The organism is uncultured Alsobacter sp. (assembly GCF_945952055.1).
Classification (GTDB): domain Bacteria; phylum Pseudomonadota; class Alphaproteobacteria; order Rhizobiales; family Beijerinckiaceae; genus Alsobacter.
Map to the genome: position 1 here is coordinate 24,139 of NZ_CAMFHB010000016.1, position 15,175 is coordinate 39,313.

General features: G+C 68.5%; 15 protein-coding genes. 12 read left to right on the forward strand and 3 right to left on the reverse strand.

All coding sequences use genetic code 11. From position 1 onward, the window contains the following. Window positions 1–17: 17 nt before the first annotated feature. The 10 genes from Q0Q47_RS13820 (at window position 18) to Q0Q47_RS13865 (ending at window position 9,457) form a co-directional block, all read left to right on the forward strand. Window positions 18–1,181 carry an adenylate/guanylate cyclase domain-containing protein gene (locus Q0Q47_RS13820; protein ID WP_293860520.1) on the forward strand — a complete coding sequence of 388 codons (1,164 nt, stop codon included), beginning with the start codon at window positions 18–20 and terminating at the stop codon, window positions 1,179–1,181. A gap of 164 nt (window positions 1,182–1,345) precedes the next feature. Then, window positions 1,346–2,719 (forward strand): sugar ABC transporter substrate-binding protein, encoded by a 1,374-nt coding sequence (locus tag Q0Q47_RS13825; protein ID WP_293860523.1) that lies wholly within the window; start codon window positions 1,346–1,348, stop codon window positions 2,717–2,719. 115 nt (window positions 2,720–2,834) lie between these two features. Next, window positions 2,835–3,767 (forward strand): carbohydrate ABC transporter permease, encoded by a 933-nt coding sequence (locus Q0Q47_RS13830; RefSeq protein ID WP_293860526.1) that lies wholly within the window; start codon window positions 2,835–2,837, stop codon window positions 3,765–3,767. 13 nt (window positions 3,768–3,780) lie between these two features. After that, entirely contained in the window at window positions 3,781–4,614 is an 834-nt protein-coding gene (locus Q0Q47_RS13835; protein ID WP_293860529.1) for a carbohydrate ABC transporter permease, read from the forward strand. Between the two features lie 45 nt (window positions 4,615–4,659). After that, a complete protein-coding gene (locus tag Q0Q47_RS13840) occupies window positions 4,660–5,556 on the forward strand; it encodes a dihydrodipicolinate synthase family protein (protein WP_293860532.1) in 897 nt (298 codons plus the stop codon). A gap of 13 nt (window positions 5,557–5,569) precedes the next feature. Continuing rightward, window positions 5,570–6,247, forward strand: a complete 678-nt coding sequence (locus Q0Q47_RS13845) for a GntR family transcriptional regulator (protein WP_293860535.1) — start codon at window positions 5,570–5,572, stop codon at window positions 6,245–6,247. A 73-nt stretch (window positions 6,248–6,320) separates the two neighbouring features. Then, complete coding sequence (locus Q0Q47_RS13850) at window positions 6,321–7,325, forward strand: sialic acid TRAP transporter substrate-binding protein SiaP (protein ID WP_293860538.1); 1,005 nt, start codon at window positions 6,321–6,323, stop codon at window positions 7,323–7,325. A 59-nt stretch (window positions 7,326–7,384) separates the two neighbouring features. Continuing rightward, window positions 7,385–7,870 (forward strand): TRAP transporter small permease, encoded by a 486-nt coding sequence (locus tag Q0Q47_RS13855; protein WP_293860541.1) that lies wholly within the window; start codon window positions 7,385–7,387, stop codon window positions 7,868–7,870. Further along, entirely contained in the window at window positions 7,867–9,153 is a 1,287-nt protein-coding gene (locus Q0Q47_RS13860) for a TRAP transporter large permease (protein WP_293860544.1), read from the forward strand. The genes Q0Q47_RS13855 and Q0Q47_RS13860 overlap by 4 nt, the downstream gene beginning before the upstream one ends. A gap of 73 nt (window positions 9,154–9,226) precedes the next feature. Continuing rightward, the gene (locus Q0Q47_RS13865) at window positions 9,227–9,457 is read left to right on the forward strand and encodes a hypothetical protein (protein ID WP_293860547.1); all 231 of its coding nucleotides are present in this window, start codon (window positions 9,227–9,229) and stop codon (window positions 9,455–9,457) included. A gap of 172 nt (window positions 9,458–9,629) precedes the next feature. Here the strand turns inward: Q0Q47_RS13865 and Q0Q47_RS13870 are convergent, their stop codons facing one another. Continuing rightward, window positions 9,630–10,652 carry an aldose epimerase family protein gene (locus tag Q0Q47_RS13870; protein ID WP_293860550.1) on the reverse strand — a complete coding sequence of 341 codons (1,023 nt, stop codon included), beginning with the start codon at window positions 10,650–10,652 and terminating at the stop codon, window positions 9,630–9,632. Window positions 10,653–10,746: 94 nt separating this feature from the next. Further along, window positions 10,747–11,187, reverse strand: a complete 441-nt coding sequence (locus Q0Q47_RS13875) for a VOC family protein (protein WP_293860553.1) — start codon at window positions 11,185–11,187, stop codon at window positions 10,747–10,749. Between the two features lie 122 nt (window positions 11,188–11,309). Between Q0Q47_RS13875 and fdhD the strand changes: the two genes are divergently transcribed. Continuing rightward, window positions 11,310–12,164: a formate dehydrogenase accessory sulfurtransferase FdhD gene (fdhD, locus tag Q0Q47_RS13880; RefSeq protein ID WP_293860556.1), complete on the forward strand. Its 855-nt coding sequence runs from the start codon at window positions 11,310–11,312 to the stop codon at window positions 12,162–12,164. Window positions 12,165–12,224: 60 nt separating this feature from the next. Then, complete coding sequence (locus tag Q0Q47_RS13885) at window positions 12,225–13,610, forward strand: cation diffusion facilitator family transporter (protein ID WP_293860560.1); 1,386 nt, start codon at window positions 12,225–12,227, stop codon at window positions 13,608–13,610. A 243-nt stretch (window positions 13,611–13,853) separates the two neighbouring features. Here Q0Q47_RS13885 and Q0Q47_RS13890 read toward each other — a convergent pair whose 3' ends face one another. After that, the gene (locus tag Q0Q47_RS13890; RefSeq protein ID WP_293860563.1) at window positions 13,854–15,161 is read right to left on the reverse strand and encodes a UDP-glucose/GDP-mannose dehydrogenase family protein; all 1,308 of its coding nucleotides are present in this window, start codon (window positions 15,159–15,161) and stop codon (window positions 13,854–13,856) included. Between the last annotated feature and the right edge of the window lie 14 nt (window positions 15,162–15,175).

Consider the following 15,175-nt stretch of genomic DNA (forward strand, 5'->3'; position numbering starts at 1 on the left):
CCTCGCGAGGAGGGTGCATGGAGCCAGGTGACCAGGCCGAACTGATTGCTTGGCTCGCCCACGCGACCGTGCAGGGACTGCCCTTCACCACCATCCACACCCATGTCTGCGAGACGCTGTTTCGCGCCGGCCTGCCGCTCGAGCGGGCGCACGTCTCCGTCACCACCCTCCACCCGACGGTGAGCGGCCTGGGTTTCACCTGGCGGCCGGGAACGGCGACGATCGCCGAGAACTACGCCCATGCGGGCTATTTCCGGCCGGCATGGCGGCAGAGCCCGTTCCAGCACATGATGGCCCACGATCTCGGCTCGATGCGGGTCCGGCTTGATCGCGTGCATCCCAGCATCGACTTCCCGATCTTCCGCGACTTTCGCCGCGAGGGCCTGACGGACTGGATCGCGCTGCGCCAGATGTTCGACTGGGCGGCCCCGCGCACGCCCTTCGGCCAGCTCGGCATGATCGGCTCCTGGTCGACCGGCGCGCGCGACGGCTTCCAGGACGAGCACGAGGCAGCGCTGCGCGCGCTCTCGGTGCCCCTCGCCGCCGCCGCCAAGAGCCTCATCGTCCAGGACATCTCCCGCGACGTCCTGGCCGCCTACATCGGGGCCGACGCCGCCGAGCGCGTCCTGGCGGGCGAGGTGACGCGGGGCAGCGTGTCGGAGATCCCCGCGGTGATCCTGCTCGCCGACATGCGCGGCTTCACGGCCTTCAGCAACGCGCATCCGACCGGCGAGGTGATCGAAAGGCTCAACCGCGCCTTCGACGCCGCCGCCCATCCGATCGCGGAGCACGGCGGGCAGATCCTGAAGTTCATGGGCGACGCGCTGCTCGCCGTGTTCCTCACCGGGGGCGGAGACACGCTGGCCGCCACGGCGACACGTGCGCTGCGGGCGGCGACGGCGATCCAGGCGCATGCGGGCCCTTTCGCCCTCGACGTCGTGGTGCACGTGGGCGAGGTCCACTACGGCAACATCGGAGCGTCCGACCGGCTCGACTTCACCGTGATCGGGCCGGCCGTCAACGAGACGAGCCGGATGGAGCCCCTGTGCTCCATGCTCGGCGAGCCCATCCTCGTTTCGGCGAAGGTGGCGGCACTGATGCCGGCGGGCGTCATGCGCTCCTGCGGGTGGCACGCGCTGCGCGGTTTCGAGGCGCCGCGCGAGATCTTCGCGCCGGCCTGAGCCTCCCCGTCCGTCCTGTGTGCAGGCTAACATGTTAGTTGCCAACGTCAGCAACGTGGATTAGCGTCCGACACGATCGCGCGGGAGCTTCGAACACGAGCCCCGACGCGGCGGTCCGACCGACCGGCCGGACACACAAGCGACGAACGCCCTGGGGAGGAACCATGAGCAGCGAAAAGACCCTTCGCCCGTCCGGTATCGACGTCACCCGCCGCAGCCTGCTGAAGACGGGCGTTGGCGCGACCGCGCTGGGCGTCATCGGCGCGCCGGCCCTCGTGCGCACCGCCAACGCGCAGTCGAAGTTCGACTGGAAGCGCTTCAACGGCGAGCAGATCGACGTCATGCTCGTGAAGAACCCGCGGTCCGACCTGCTCCAGGCGGCCGAGAAGGAGTTCACCGAGCTCACCGGCATCAAGGTCTCCTCGGAGCAGATCCCCGAGCAGCAGCAGCGCCAGAAGGCGATGATCGAGTATTCCTCGGGCCGTCCGACCTTCGACGTGACGATGCTCGCGCTGCACGTCCAGAAGCGCCTGTCCTACAAGGGCAAGTGGACCGAGGACCTGCGTCCCTTCATCAACAACCCGGAGATGACGAACCCCGAGTTCGACTTCGCCGACTTCGGCAAGGCCGGCCTGTCGTTCGCCACCCAGGCCGACGGCGTCATGAACACGCTGCCGCACTTCGTCGACTTCTGGATGCTCTACTACAACAAGGAGATGTTCCAGCAGAAGGGCGTCGAATACCCGAAGTCGATGGACGACATCGTCGCCGCCGCGGCGAAGCTCAACGATCCGTCCAAGGGCGTCGCCGGCTTCGTGTCGCGCGGCCTCAAGAACGCGAACATCCCGGTCTGGACGAGCTGGCTGCTGGGCCAGGGCCTCGAGACGATCGATCCCGCCACGGGCAAGCTGAACACCGACGGCGCCGAGGCCATCTGGGCGGCGGAACTCTACCGCAAGCTCAACAAGGACTACGCCCCTCCCGGCACGATCGGCTTCAACTGGAACGAGTGCCAGACGACCTTCATGCAGGGCCGCGCCGCCATGTGGCTGGACGGCATCGGCTTCGCCACCCCGCTCGAGGATCCCAAGAGCTCGAAGATCGTCGGCAAGGTGGGCTACGGCATCACGCCTCCCGGTCCGAAGGCGCACCATTCGGCCATCTTCGCCGACGGCATGGGCATCTCCCAGGCCTCCAAGAAGAAGGGCGCGGCCTGGTATTACATCCAGTTCATGGTGGGCAAGAAGCACCAGCTCGCCATGCTCAAGGCCGGCGCAGGCTCGCCCGCGCGCATGTCGCCCTTCAACGATCCGGAAGGCACGAAGTCGTCGATCTTCGCCAAGGACTACTTCGACTGCATGTCCGGCTCCGGCAAGATCGGCCGCCCGGGCCTGCCGCAGATCATCCCGGTCACCGAGTTCCGCGACATCTTCGGCGTGGCGCTCACCAACACCCTGTCGGGCGCCGATCCGGCGGCCGAACTGAAGAAGGCGACCGAGGCCTTCAAGCCCGTGCTCGACAAGTCCGAGCAGGGCTGATCGACGACGCTTCCAGGCCGGGCCTCCCTTCGTGGAGGCCCGGTCCCATCGATCCCGGGGCGGGTGACCGGCCTGGGACGCGCTCCCCCTTTGCCGGCCGCAGGCGGACCGATCCATGACACAGACGACCGCAAGTGCCCTCGGGCCAACCGCTGCACGGGGCTCAGCGCCCTCCGGCAAGCCCTACGACTTCTCGCGCAAGTACTGGGTGTTCGCCGTGCCGGCCACGGTGATCATTCTCGCCGTGATCGTCTTCCCGTGGCTGTTCACGGTGTTCATGTCGGCGGGCGACTGGAAGATCGGCGGCGGCGTCGAGTTCGTCGGCCTGGACAACTTCCGGACGCTGTTCGCCGACGAGCGCTTCCGCGACTCGATGCGCATCACCTTCATCTTCACCGTGCTGGCGGTGGTGATCCCGGTGGCGCTGGGGACGGCCGCGGCCCTCGTCTTCCACAGCGAGTTCCCCTTCCGCGGCGTGCTGCGCACCATCTTCGTCATGCCGATGATGGCGACGCCCGTCGCCGTGTCGCTGGTGTGGAAGATGATGTTCCACCCGCAGCTGGGCGTCCTGAACTACATCCTGAGCCTCTTCGGTATCCCGCCGAGCGCGTGGGTGTTCAGCCCCGAGACGGTCATCCCGACGCTCGTCATGGTCGAGGTCTGGCACTGGACGCCGCTGGTGATGCTCATCCTGCTGGGCGGCCTCGCCGGCCTGCCGAAGGAGCCCTACGAGTCGGCCGTGATCGACGGCGCCAACGGCTGGCACATGTTCCGGTTCATCACGCTGCCGCTGCTGTGGCCCTACATCATGATCGCGCTGATCATCCGCACGATCGATGCGCTGAAGGTCTTCGACATCATCTTCGTGATCTCGGAAGGAGGCCCCGGCACCGCATCCGAGACGCTGAACATCTTCCTCTACCTGCAGGCCTTCCAGTTCTACAAGATCGGCTACGCCTCGGCCGTCGTCGTCATCTTCTTCGGCATCATCGTCGCCCTCTCGCTCCTGCTGCTCTACACGCGGCAGAAGTCGAAGTGGAACGCGTGAGGGAGGACGCACCATGACCACGCTTACCCTCAAGCGCGCCGCGGCCAAGACCGGCTTCGCCCTGTCCGTCTTCGTCCTGGTGTCGCCCGCGATCCTCGTCTTCCTGTGGATGCTGTCGCTGTCGTTCAAGAACGAGGTCGACAACACCGCGTGGCCGCCGGTGTTCATCCCGAACCCGCCCACGCTCGACAACTACGTCCAGGTCTTCGCCAAGAACAACTTCCTGCTCTACCTGTGGAACTCGATCCTCGTCACTGGCGGCGCGGTGATCGTGGGCCTGCTGGTGGGCGTTCCGGCCGGCTATGGCATCGCCCGCTCCAAGTCGGCGAAGTTCGCCATCCTGATCCTCATCGCCCGCATGACGCCGGCGCTCTCCTACCTCGTTCCCCTGTTCATCGCGTTCCAGTGGCTGGGGCTCGTGGGCACCCACGCGGCGCTGCTGATCACCCATCTCGTGATCACGATCCCGATCATCGTCTGGATCATGATCGGCTACTTCGAGAATATCCCGGCCGAGCTGGAAGACGCCGCGCTCGTCGACGGATGCACGCCCTGGCAGAGCTTCCGCTACGTCGCCGTGCCGCTGGCGCGGCCCGGCATCGTGGTCGGCTCGATCCTGGCGTTCATCTTCTCCTGGAACAACTTCATCTTTTCCGTGGTGCTGGGCGGCAAGTCGACCAGGACCCTGCCTTCGGCCATCTACAACGTGCTGACTTTCGAGCAGATCTCGTGGGGCCCCCTGGCCGCCGCGGCGCTGCTGGTCACCCTGCCCGTGCTGCTGCTCACCGTCATCGCCCAGCGCGAGATCGTGGCCGGCCTCTCGGCGGGTGGCCTGAAGGACGGCTGAGACCTCACGAGACCGGCGGACCGACCGCCCACAGGAGTGACTGCCATGACCAAGACCGACGGCCGCTTCGGGCTCTCCGTCGCACTCGCCACGCCGATGACGGCCTCGGGCGCGATCGACTTCCCGCGCCTGGTGCAGCATGCCCGCCGCTGCATCGACGGGGGCTGCAATTCGGTGACCCTGTTCGGCACGACCGGGGAAGGCGCCTCGGTCGGAATCGCCGGGCGGCTGATGGCCTACGGCGCGCTCAAGGGCGCCGGGTTCGACTTCCGCAAGCAGGTGCTCAGCGGTGTCGCGGCCTCGTCCGTGCACGAGGCCATGGACCAGTGCCGGGTGGCGTATGACGCCGACTGCCGCGGCATCCTGCTGGCCCCGTCCTTCTACTTCAAGGGCCAGGACGACGACGGCGTCTACGGCTGGTTCGCGAAGCTGTTCGACGCCCTGGGCTCGTCGGCCCGCGACATGATCCTCTATCACATCCCCTCCGTGACAGGCGTCGCGGTGTCGCCGGCCGTGATCGCGCGGCTGCGCAAGAGCCACCCGGGCGTGGTGATCGGCGTGAAGGATTCGTCCGGCGAAAAGGCGAACACCGAGACGCTGCTGGCCGAGCACGGCGACCTCGCGATCCTGGTCGGCGACGAGCGCCAGCTCGCCAACGCGGTGCGCAAGGGCGCCCAGGGAACGATCTGCGGCGTCGCCAACATCTGCCCCGAGCTCCTCGTGCCCGTCGTCGCCGAGGGGCGGGACGATCCGCGCCTGAACGCGGTGGTCGACGCCCTGGTGGCCTATCCGGTGATCCCGGCCGTGAAGGCGCTGATCGGCCACGTCACCGGCGACGCGGCCTGGCGCAACGTGCGGTCGCCGCTGATGCCCATCGGCGATGCCGACATGGCCGCCCTCGGCGCCGCCTATGACCGGGCGCGTGGCGCCAAAGCCGCCTGACGGACGCGCGTCGATGGTCGGGCGGAGCGACGAAGGCGAGCCACTCAAGCTGCGGGAGAAGGCCTACGACGCCTTCAAGCAGCGGCTCTTGTCGCGCGAGATTCTGCCCGGCCAGTTCGTCTCCCAGCGCGAGCTCGTGGAGGTCACGGGTCTCACGCTCGGCGCCATCCGCGAACTCGTGCCGCGCCTGGAGGCCGAGGGGCTGATCCGGACGGTGCCGCAGCGGGGCATGCAGGTCGCCCACATCGACCTGCCGCTCATCCGCGACGCCTTCCAGTTCCGCATGATCATCGAGAAGGAGGCGATGGCACTGTTCGTGTCGCGCGCCTCCGACGCCGAGATGACCCGCATCCAGACCGCCCACACGTCGATCGTCGAGCGCAGCCGCGCGGGCATCACGCCCGCGCTCCTGGCCGAGGCGCAGGCCGTCGACTGGGGCCTCCACGACACCATCGTCGACGCCATGGGCAACGAGATCGTGTCGAAGGCCTACCGGGTCAACGCCATCAAGATCAGGCTCATCCGCCAGCAGGACATCCGCATCCACGACAGCATCATGGACGGCGTGATGGAGGAGCACCTGCGGATCGTCCGGGCCATGGTCGCGCGCGACGGACAGGAGGCTGTCCGGGCGCTCGAAGACCACATCAACCATGCCTGGGCCCGGGCCATGGGGCTCGAGGAACGCTGAGACCCGGCAGGGGGCGGGGGCCTCCGACGGTCGTTGAGAAGGCCTCGAACGGGGCAACAAGGGGGAGGAACCCATGACGAAGATGTCGAAGACGCTGCTCACCAAGCGCACCTTCCTGGCAGGCGCTGCCGCGGCGGGTGTGTTCATGCCGGCCATCGGGGCCCGCGCCCAGGCGGCCGTGCTGCGCTGGGGCGACGGCCAAGCCCCCAACCACCCCTCGCCGATGAGCGCCGAACGCGCCGCCAAGGAGGTCAAGGAGAAGACCGGCGGGCGCGTCGAGATCCAGAGCTTCCCCGGCGGCCAGCTCGGCGGCTCGCGCGACATGGTCGAGGCCGTGGCGAGCGGCGCGCTCACCATGGTGACGGAAGGCGCGGCGCTGCTCGGCCAGTTCCTGCCTCAGATCTCGATCATCGAGGCGCCCTACATCTGGAAGGACAGCACGCACATGGCCCGTGCGCTGCAGTCGCCGCTGATGGACGAGCTCAACAAGGTGCTCGTCGAGAAGCGCGGCATGCGCGTCATCGCCGTCAACTACTACGGCAAGCGACACGTCACGACGGGTTCGAAGGCCGTGAAGTCGGTCGAGGACATGAAGGGCTTCAAGCTGCGCGTGCCGGAGGTCGACACCTTCAAGGCCATGGCCGAGGCGTGGGGGGCGCGGCCGACGCCGCTCAACTTCAACGAGCTGTACCTGGCCCTGTCCCAGGGCGCGGTCGACGGCCAGGAGAACCCGCTGCCGACCATCCAGAGCGGCAAGCTGTTCGAGGTGCAGAAGTACCTCGTGCTCACCGGCCACATCATCACGCCGCGCCTGGTCATTGTGAACGACGCGGCCTGGAACAAGATCGCGCCCGCCGACCGCGAGATCGTCCTGGCGTCGATCCGCACCGCCGCCGCCTGGCAGGACAACGAGATCCTGTCGCAGGAGGCGAGCCTGGCCGACACCTTCAAGAAGGCGGGCATGACGGTGGTCGAGCCCGACGTCGAGAGCTTCCGCAAGCCGGTGCTCGCGACCGTGCCAGCCATGTTCGAGAGCAAGTGGGGCAAGGGCCTCTGGGATCGCATCCAGACGCTCTGAGCAACGCCGACACCCAACGGCCCGCTCCCGGGAGCGGGCCTTTCCACACCGGAGCTCCCATGACGCCGGCGCCCGTCCGCCTGCTCGACCGTGCCGTGGCGGTCGTGGCCATGGCCGCAGTCGTGATCCTGTGCCTCACCGTGCTGGCGGGAGTGTTCTCCCGCGGCATCGGCGAGCCGGTGATCTGGTCGGACGAGGCGTCGCGCTTCGTCATGGTCTGGCTCGCCTGCCTCGGCTGGATCCTGGCCGGCCGCAAGCGGTCCCACATCCGGGTGCGCTTCTTCCTGGACAAGGTGCCGGAGCCGGCGCGCGGCGTGCTCGAAACCCTCATGCAGGCCGCCGTCTGCCTCTTCGGCGTGCTCACCGCCTGGTATGGCGCCGAGCTCGTGCGGCGCAACCTGGAAATCGAGGCGACGACGGTCCCGATCGCCATGGCCTGGATGTACCTGCCGGTCGTCTTCGCCGGGATCGCGACGGCGCTGCAGGGCGGTTCCGAACTGTGGCAGCAGGTGCGCCGCCGGAACGGCGAGGGGAGGGCGGCGTGACGCAGCTCATCTTCACCATCGCCGGGATCTGGTTCGCCGCCATCCTCATCGGCATGCCGCTTTATGCCTCGATGGGGCTCGCGGCCTTCGCCTTCGTCCATTTCGCGGGGCTCTCGGACAGCATCGTCCCGCAGAAGATGACGCAGGCGATGAACTCCTTTCCCCTGGTCGCGGCGCCGCTCTTCATCCTGATGGGCAACCTCCTCGGCGCCGCCAAGATCACCGATCGCATCGTCGCCTTCGCCAGCGCCGTCATCGGCTGGCTGCGCGGCGGCTATGCCCATGCGAGCATTCTCGCCAGCATGATCTTCGCCGGCATGGTCGGCTCGGCCGTCGCCGACGCCGCCGGCTCCGGCGCCATCGAGATCCGCTCGATGCGCCGGGCCGGCTACAAGCCCGAGACCGCCGCCGCCATCACGGCGGCCGCGGCCACCATCGGGCCGATCATCCCTCCGAGCCTGCCGATGGTCATCTACGGCGTCACGGCGGACGTGTCGGTCGGGCGCCTGTTCCTGGCCGGCGTCATCCCCGGGGTTCTGATGGGCCTGTCGCTGATGACGATGGTGGCGCTGGTCGCCCGGCGCGAAGGCATGGCCGGCAAGCCGTTCCTGGGCTTCGGCGAGATCTGGCGCACGTTCCGCGAGGGCTTCTGGGCGCTGATGGCCCCCGTCGTGCTGCTCGGCGGCATGTTCTCCGGCTATTTCACGCCCACGGAGGCGGCGGCCGTCGCCACGCTCTACGCCCTGTTCCTCGGCTTCGTCGTCTACCGGACGCTGGAGGTGAAGCAGCTTCCGGCCATCCTGGAAGACACAGCCGAAACCATGGGCCTCGTGGCCGCGCTCGTCATGGTCGCCGGCGCGCTCGGCTGGTGCATGTCGATCTCGCGCGTTCCCCAGACGATCACGCCCGCGCTGGTCTCCACCATCAAGGACCCGCTCGTCTTCCTCATCGTCTGCAACATCGTCCTGCTGATCGTCGGCTGCTTCATGGAGGCGCTCGCCGCCATGCTGCTCCTGATCCCGATCATGGTGCCGGCGGCCCACAGCTTCGGCATCGATCCGGTGCAGTTCGGCCTGATCATGGTGTTCAACCTGATCCTGGGCACGATTCACCCTCCGATCGGGGTCGTGCTGTTCGTCGTCTCGCGCATCGCCGGCATCAGCTTCGAAACCATGTCGCGGGCCATCCTCCCCTGGCTGGTTCCGCTTCTGGTGGTGCTGGCCCTGATCACGGTCTGGCCGCCGCTGACGCTCTGGCTGCCCAAGCTCGTCATGGGACGCTGAGCGGCGGCCGCGGGCCGGTGCAACCCTCCTACGCCGCGTGCGTTGCCGTGGCGAACGACGAGGGAGTACCGCCATGAGCAATCGCCAGCCGGAAACCCTGAAGACCTTCGAAGCCGCCGCCCGCGAGGGCGGCAAGAAGCCCGACGACGTGGGCCTGCACGCCACGCCCGAGACCACCCCGCCGCCCGACAGCATCGAGCGCAAGGCCAAGACCGCCACGAAGGTGCTGGACGCGGGCGTCGAGAAGAAGCCCGAGGAGGCGACGCGGGCCGTGCAGGAGAGCAAGGACCCGCGGATCCCGTGAGGGACCTCTATTCTCCTTCAATGCATCAAAGATCCTCATCCTGAGCCACGGCCCAAGGGGCCGTGAGTCGAAGGACGCACCGTCCACGCGCGGCGCCGTTCTGCGTCCTTCGACTCGGCCGCTTCGCGGCCGGCTCAGGATGAGGGGTATGGGTGGCTGGGAGTGCCAGCGTTCACCCCACCCGGAACTCGCTCACCTGCCGGTACACCTGGCCCGGCCGCAATGTCGGGTCGGGGAAGTGGGCCTTGTTGGGGCTGTCGGGGAAGATCTGCGGCTCGATGGCGACGCCGCCGAACGGACCGTACTTGGCGCCGCCGAGGCCCGGCACGGCCACGTTGAGCTTGGCTCCCGTGTAGACCTGGATGCCGGGCTCGCCGGTGAACACCTCCAGCGACAGGCCGGACTTCCGCGACTTCAGCGACAGCGCGTGTCGCAATTCGCCGTGGACCGGCCGCTGTCCGGCCAGCACCCAGTTGTGGTCATAGGCGAAGGGCTGGCCGTCGGAGCCCGCCATGCGGATCGGACGCGGCGTGCGGAAGTCGAACGGCGTGCCCGCCACGCCCAGGATCTCGCCCGTCGTGATGAGGTCGTCGTCCACCGGCGTGTAGAACGCGCCGGCCACCTGGAGGTCGTGGTCGAGGATGTCGGCCGAGCCGTCCAGGTTCCAGTAGGTGTGGTGCGCGAGGTTCATCAGCGTCGGCGCGTCGGTCGTGGCCGTCATCTCGACCCGCAGGGTCGACGGCTCCAGCAGCCGGTAGGTGCAGGTCACCGTCGCCGTACCGGGAAAGCCCATGTCCCCGTCGGCCGACACGAGCGTCATCGTGACCGAGGTGTCGTCATGGTGCCCGAGCTGCCAGACGCGCTTGCCGAAACCCGTGCTGCCGCCATGCAGGGTGTGCTTCCCGGCCTGGTTGCGGACGAGCTGGTGATGCTTGCCGTCGAGCGTGAAGGCGCCGTGGGCGATGCGGTTGGCGTAGCGCCCCGCCGTGATGCCGAAGGAGGGCGAGTGCTGGCGGTAGTCGTCCAGCGTCTCGAGCCCCAGCACCACGCGCTGCGGTCCCCCCGCGGAGGGGACGACGAAGTCGCGCAGGAGTGCGCCGAACGTCACCACCTTCGCCTCGGCTCCGGCCTTCGACCGGATGGTGATCTCGAATACCGGCTGTCCGTCAACGTCGCCGAAGGCCCGAACGCTCATGCGTCTCTCCCCGAAGTGTTTTGGGCTCTCCCTCTCCACCGCCCGGCCGGGCCTGGCCCGGCCGGGACGGCGAAAAGGGAGGTCTTGCCTGGTCTTACCACGTGCCCGTGTTGGGCATCGACTTCCACGGCTCGATGATCGGCAGGGCGTCGCCGCGCTGGATCAGCTCGATCGAGATGTTGTCGGGCGAGCGGATGAACGCCATGCGGCCATCGCGCGGCGGGCGGTTGATGGTGATGCCCTGCTTCATGAGCCGCTCGCACGTCTCGTAGATGTTGTCGACGCGGTAGGCGAGATGACCGAAGTTGCGGCCGCCCGCGTACTCATGCTCGTCCCAGTTGTAGGTGAGCTCGAGCAGCGGCGCGCCCTTGGCCTTGCCGGCCTCGATGTCCTTCTCGGCGGCCAGGAAGACGAGCGTGAACCGCCCCGCCTCGTTCTGGGTCCGGCGGACTTCCACCAGCCCGAACTTGTTGCAGTAGAAGTCGAGCGAGGCGTCGAGGTCGGCGACGCGGACCATCGTGTGAAGGTATTCCATGGGGTATCGTCCCTCGTGCAAGGCTTGATGGGTGGCGGGGGCGCTTGGCGACCCGGCGCGATCCATCCTAAGGTTTAGCGGAGAAGGCGGGCCCATGCACGGCCTGTGCACGCGTGGCCGGCATGACCGACGAGACCGACGACGAGGACCTGATCGCCTTGGCCCGGGAATGGCCCGCCGCCACGGCGTCCTCCGCCCCCGTTTATGTCGACCGTTCGGGGCGCGGCACGCGCCGCGAGCGGGCGCTCGCCTCCGAATGCCCGGTGTCCATCACCTACAATGGCCTCGCCCATGCGGTGATGATGGCGACGCCCCGCGACGTCGAGGACTTCCTGGTGGGCTTCTCGCTCACCGAGGAGATCGTGCGCAGCGCCGCAGAGATCGAATCGATCGACGTCCGGGCCCTGGAACTCGGTCTGCTGGGCCAGGTCTGGATCCCTGCGGACCGGCAGAAGGCCATGCTCGAGCACCGCCGCAATCTCGTGGGCCAGACCAGTTGCGGCATCTGCGGCCTCGTCGAGCTCGAGCAGGCGGTGCGCCGCTACGGTCCCGTGAGCACCGTGCCGCGCGTCGACGCCGCGGCCGTCTTCGCGGCCTTCGACGCGCTTCCGGAGAGGCAGGTGCTGAACCGGGAGACGGGCGCGGCGCACGCGGCCGCCTTCGCCGACCGGACTGGCCGCCTCGTCGCGGTCCGGGAGGACGTGGGCCGGCACACCGCCCTGGACAAGCTCATCGGCCAGCTGGCGCGCGAGTCGATCGATCCCGCGTCGGGCTTCGTGGCCATGACGAGCCGAATCTCGTTCGAGCTCGTCCAGAAGTGCCTGTCGCGCGGGATCCCCATGCTCGCGGGCATCTCCGTCCCGACCTCGCTGGCCGTGGGTCTCGCCAGCACGCACGGGCTCAGCCTCGTTGCGCTGGCACGCAGCGACGGCTTCCAGGTGTTCGCCGACCCGCACGGACTCTTCCCGCCGCATTGACCGCCCGGCCCATCCCGGCTACCCACGCCGCTCCGGCGAGGCCAGTTCAGGGATGCCCTCATGACCGATCATGCTCACGCAAAGGAGCAGGCGGCCTTCTGGTCGATCGTTGCCAGTGCCGTCCTGACGCTCGGCAAGCTGGTTGCGGGCCTCCTGTCCGGCTCCCTGGCGCTGATCTCGGAGGCCGGCCACGGCCTGCTCGACACGGGCGCCACCATCCTCACCTATTTCGCGGTCAAGGCGGCCGACAAGCCGGCCGACGACGAGCACCACTACGGGCACGGCAAGATCGAGGCCGTGGCGGCCCTGGTCGAGACCGGCCTGCTGATGGTGCTGGCGGTCTACGTCCTGTTCGAGGCGAGCCGCCGGCTGATGGGCGAGCCGGCGCAGGTCGAGGCGACCCCGCTGGCCTTCGCCGTGCTCGTCGTGTCGATCGTCGTCGACATCTTCCGCTACCGGGCGCTGACGAAGGTGGCCAAGGAGACCAAGAGCGACGCGCTCGCCGCCGATGCCCTGCATTTCTCCTCCGACCTGGTGTCGTCCAGTCTCGTGCTCATCGGCCTGCTGGCGACCCATTTCGGCTTCAAGCAGGGCGACACGGTCGCGGCGATCGGCGTGGCGATTTTCATCGGCATCGCCGGCGTCAGGCTGGGACGCCGCACCATCGACACGCTCGTGGATGCCGCACCCGCCGGCGCGGCCGAGCGCGTGCGCGCCGCGGTGGAGGCGGTGCCCGGCGTCGTCGTCGTCAAGTCGATCCGGGTCCGCCCGGTGGGCGCACAGGTGTTCTGCGAGGTGCTGGTCGGCGTGGCCCGGATGCTGCCGCTGGAAAGGGTGATCGCGATCAAGGAGAAGATCGCCGCCGCGGTGGCCGGGGAGATCGAGGGCGCGAGCGTCGTCGTCACCGCCGACCCCGTGACGCTGGACGACGAAACGGTTCTCGAACGCGTCCTGCTCATCGCCGCGCGCCGGCGGGTCCCCGTCCACCACGTCACCGTGCAGGATCTCGGCGGTCGGCGCGCCGTCAGCCTCGACATCGAGGTCGACAGCCGCATGAGCCTGGGCGCCGCCCATGGCATCGCCTCCAAGTTCGAGGCCGCCCTGAAGGAGGAGTTCGGGCCCGACACCGAGGTCGACACGCACATCGAGCCGCTGGTGACCGCCAACCTGGAAGGCCGCGACGTCGACGGCCAGCGCCTGGAAGGCATCCGCGACAGCCTCGTGCGCCACGCGGCGCAGATCGGCACCATCACCGACGTCCACAGCGTGCGCGTGCGCGAGACCGGCCACGGGTTGGTGGTCAACTACCACTGCCGGGTCGACCCGGCGCTCACGGTGTCGGTCGTTCACGAACTCGTCGACAGGCTCGAACAGCTCGTGCGCACGGACTGCCCGGAGATCCTGCGGATCGTGAGCCACACCGAGCCGGTCAAGGCGATGGTCTGAGTGGGTCGGTCAGGTTTGGACCCCTGCCATCTCTCATGACGGGTGCTTGAGTCCCTCAGCACGTCCTGCCCGGGCTTGGCCCGGGCATCCACGACTTTGCCGGGGCCGCGCGCAAGGCGTGGATGGCCGGGCCAAGCCCGGCCAAGACGCGGAGAGATCGGCGCCAGTGGGAACTGCGCCGCGGCCGCGTGATCGCGACCGAGGTGTAGCGGCCCGCCGAGGATCTATAGCCGCGGACTGCACTCACACCGGCCGGCCGACACCCACATAGGAGAAGCCGCGCCGCTTCATGTCTTCGGGGCGGTAGATGTTGCGCAGGTCGATCACGATCGGCGTCTTCATCAGGCTGCGCACGCGGCCGAGGTCGAGGGCGCGGAAGGCATCCCATTCGGTGACGATGACGAGCGCGTCGGCACCCTCGACGCAGGCATAGGGATTGGGGGCGTAGCCGACATCGGTCAGCATCGACTTCGCCGCCTCCATGCCCTCCGGATCGTAGGCGCGGATGATCGCGCCCTGGTCCTGCAGCGCGGTGATGACCGACAGCGAGGGCGCCTCGCGCATGTCGTCGGTGTTGGGCTTGAACGTCAGCCCGAGCACGGCGATCGTCTTGCCGCGGACGGACCCGCCGCAGGCGGTGACGACCTTGCGCGCCATGGCCCGCTTGCGCTGGTCGTTGACGGCGACGACCGTCTCCACGATCCGCACGGGGGTGCCGGCATCCTGCGCGGTCTTGGCGAGCGCCTGGGTGTCCTTGGGGAAGCAGGAGCCGCCGTAGCCGGGGCCCGCGTGCAGGAACTTGGACCCGATGCGGTTGTCGAGCCCGATGCCGCGCGCCACCTCCTGCACGTCCGCCCCGACAGCCTCGCACAGGTCGGCGATCTCGTTGATGAAGGTGATCTTCACGGCGAGGAAGGCGTTGCCGGCGTACTTGATGAGCTCGGACGTCCGGCGCGCCGTGAACAGCAGCGGCGGCTGGTTGAGGTAGAGGGGGCGGTAGAGCTCGGCCATCACCTCGCGGGCCCGCGCATCGTCCGTCCCGATGACGATGCGGTCGGGCCGCTTGAAGTCGGCGATGGCGGCGCCTTCGCGCAGGAACTCGGGGTTCGACACCACGGCATAGTCGCCGTCGGGCCGCGTCTCCCGCAGGATCCGCTCGACCTCGTCGCCGGTCCCCACCGGCACGGTCGACTTCGTGACGACGACCAGCGGGCCGGCCGTGGCCTCCGCGATCTCCTTGGCGGCCGCATAGACATAGGACAGGTCGGCGTGGCCGTCCCCGCGCCGCGAGGGGGTGCCGACCGCGATGAACGCGGCGTCGGCGCCTTCCAGCCCCTTGGCGAGATCCGTCGTGAAGGACAGGCGCGCCTCGCGGACGTTGCTCTCCACCAGCGTGTCCAGGCCCGGCTCGTAGATCGGCATCACGCCGCGGCGCAGCGCATCGATCTTGCCGGCATCCTTGTCGACGCAGGTCACGATGTGCCCGAAATCGGCGAAGCAGGCTCCGGACACGAGGCCGACATAGCCGGATCCGATCATGGCGACACGCATGGGCACAGTCTCCT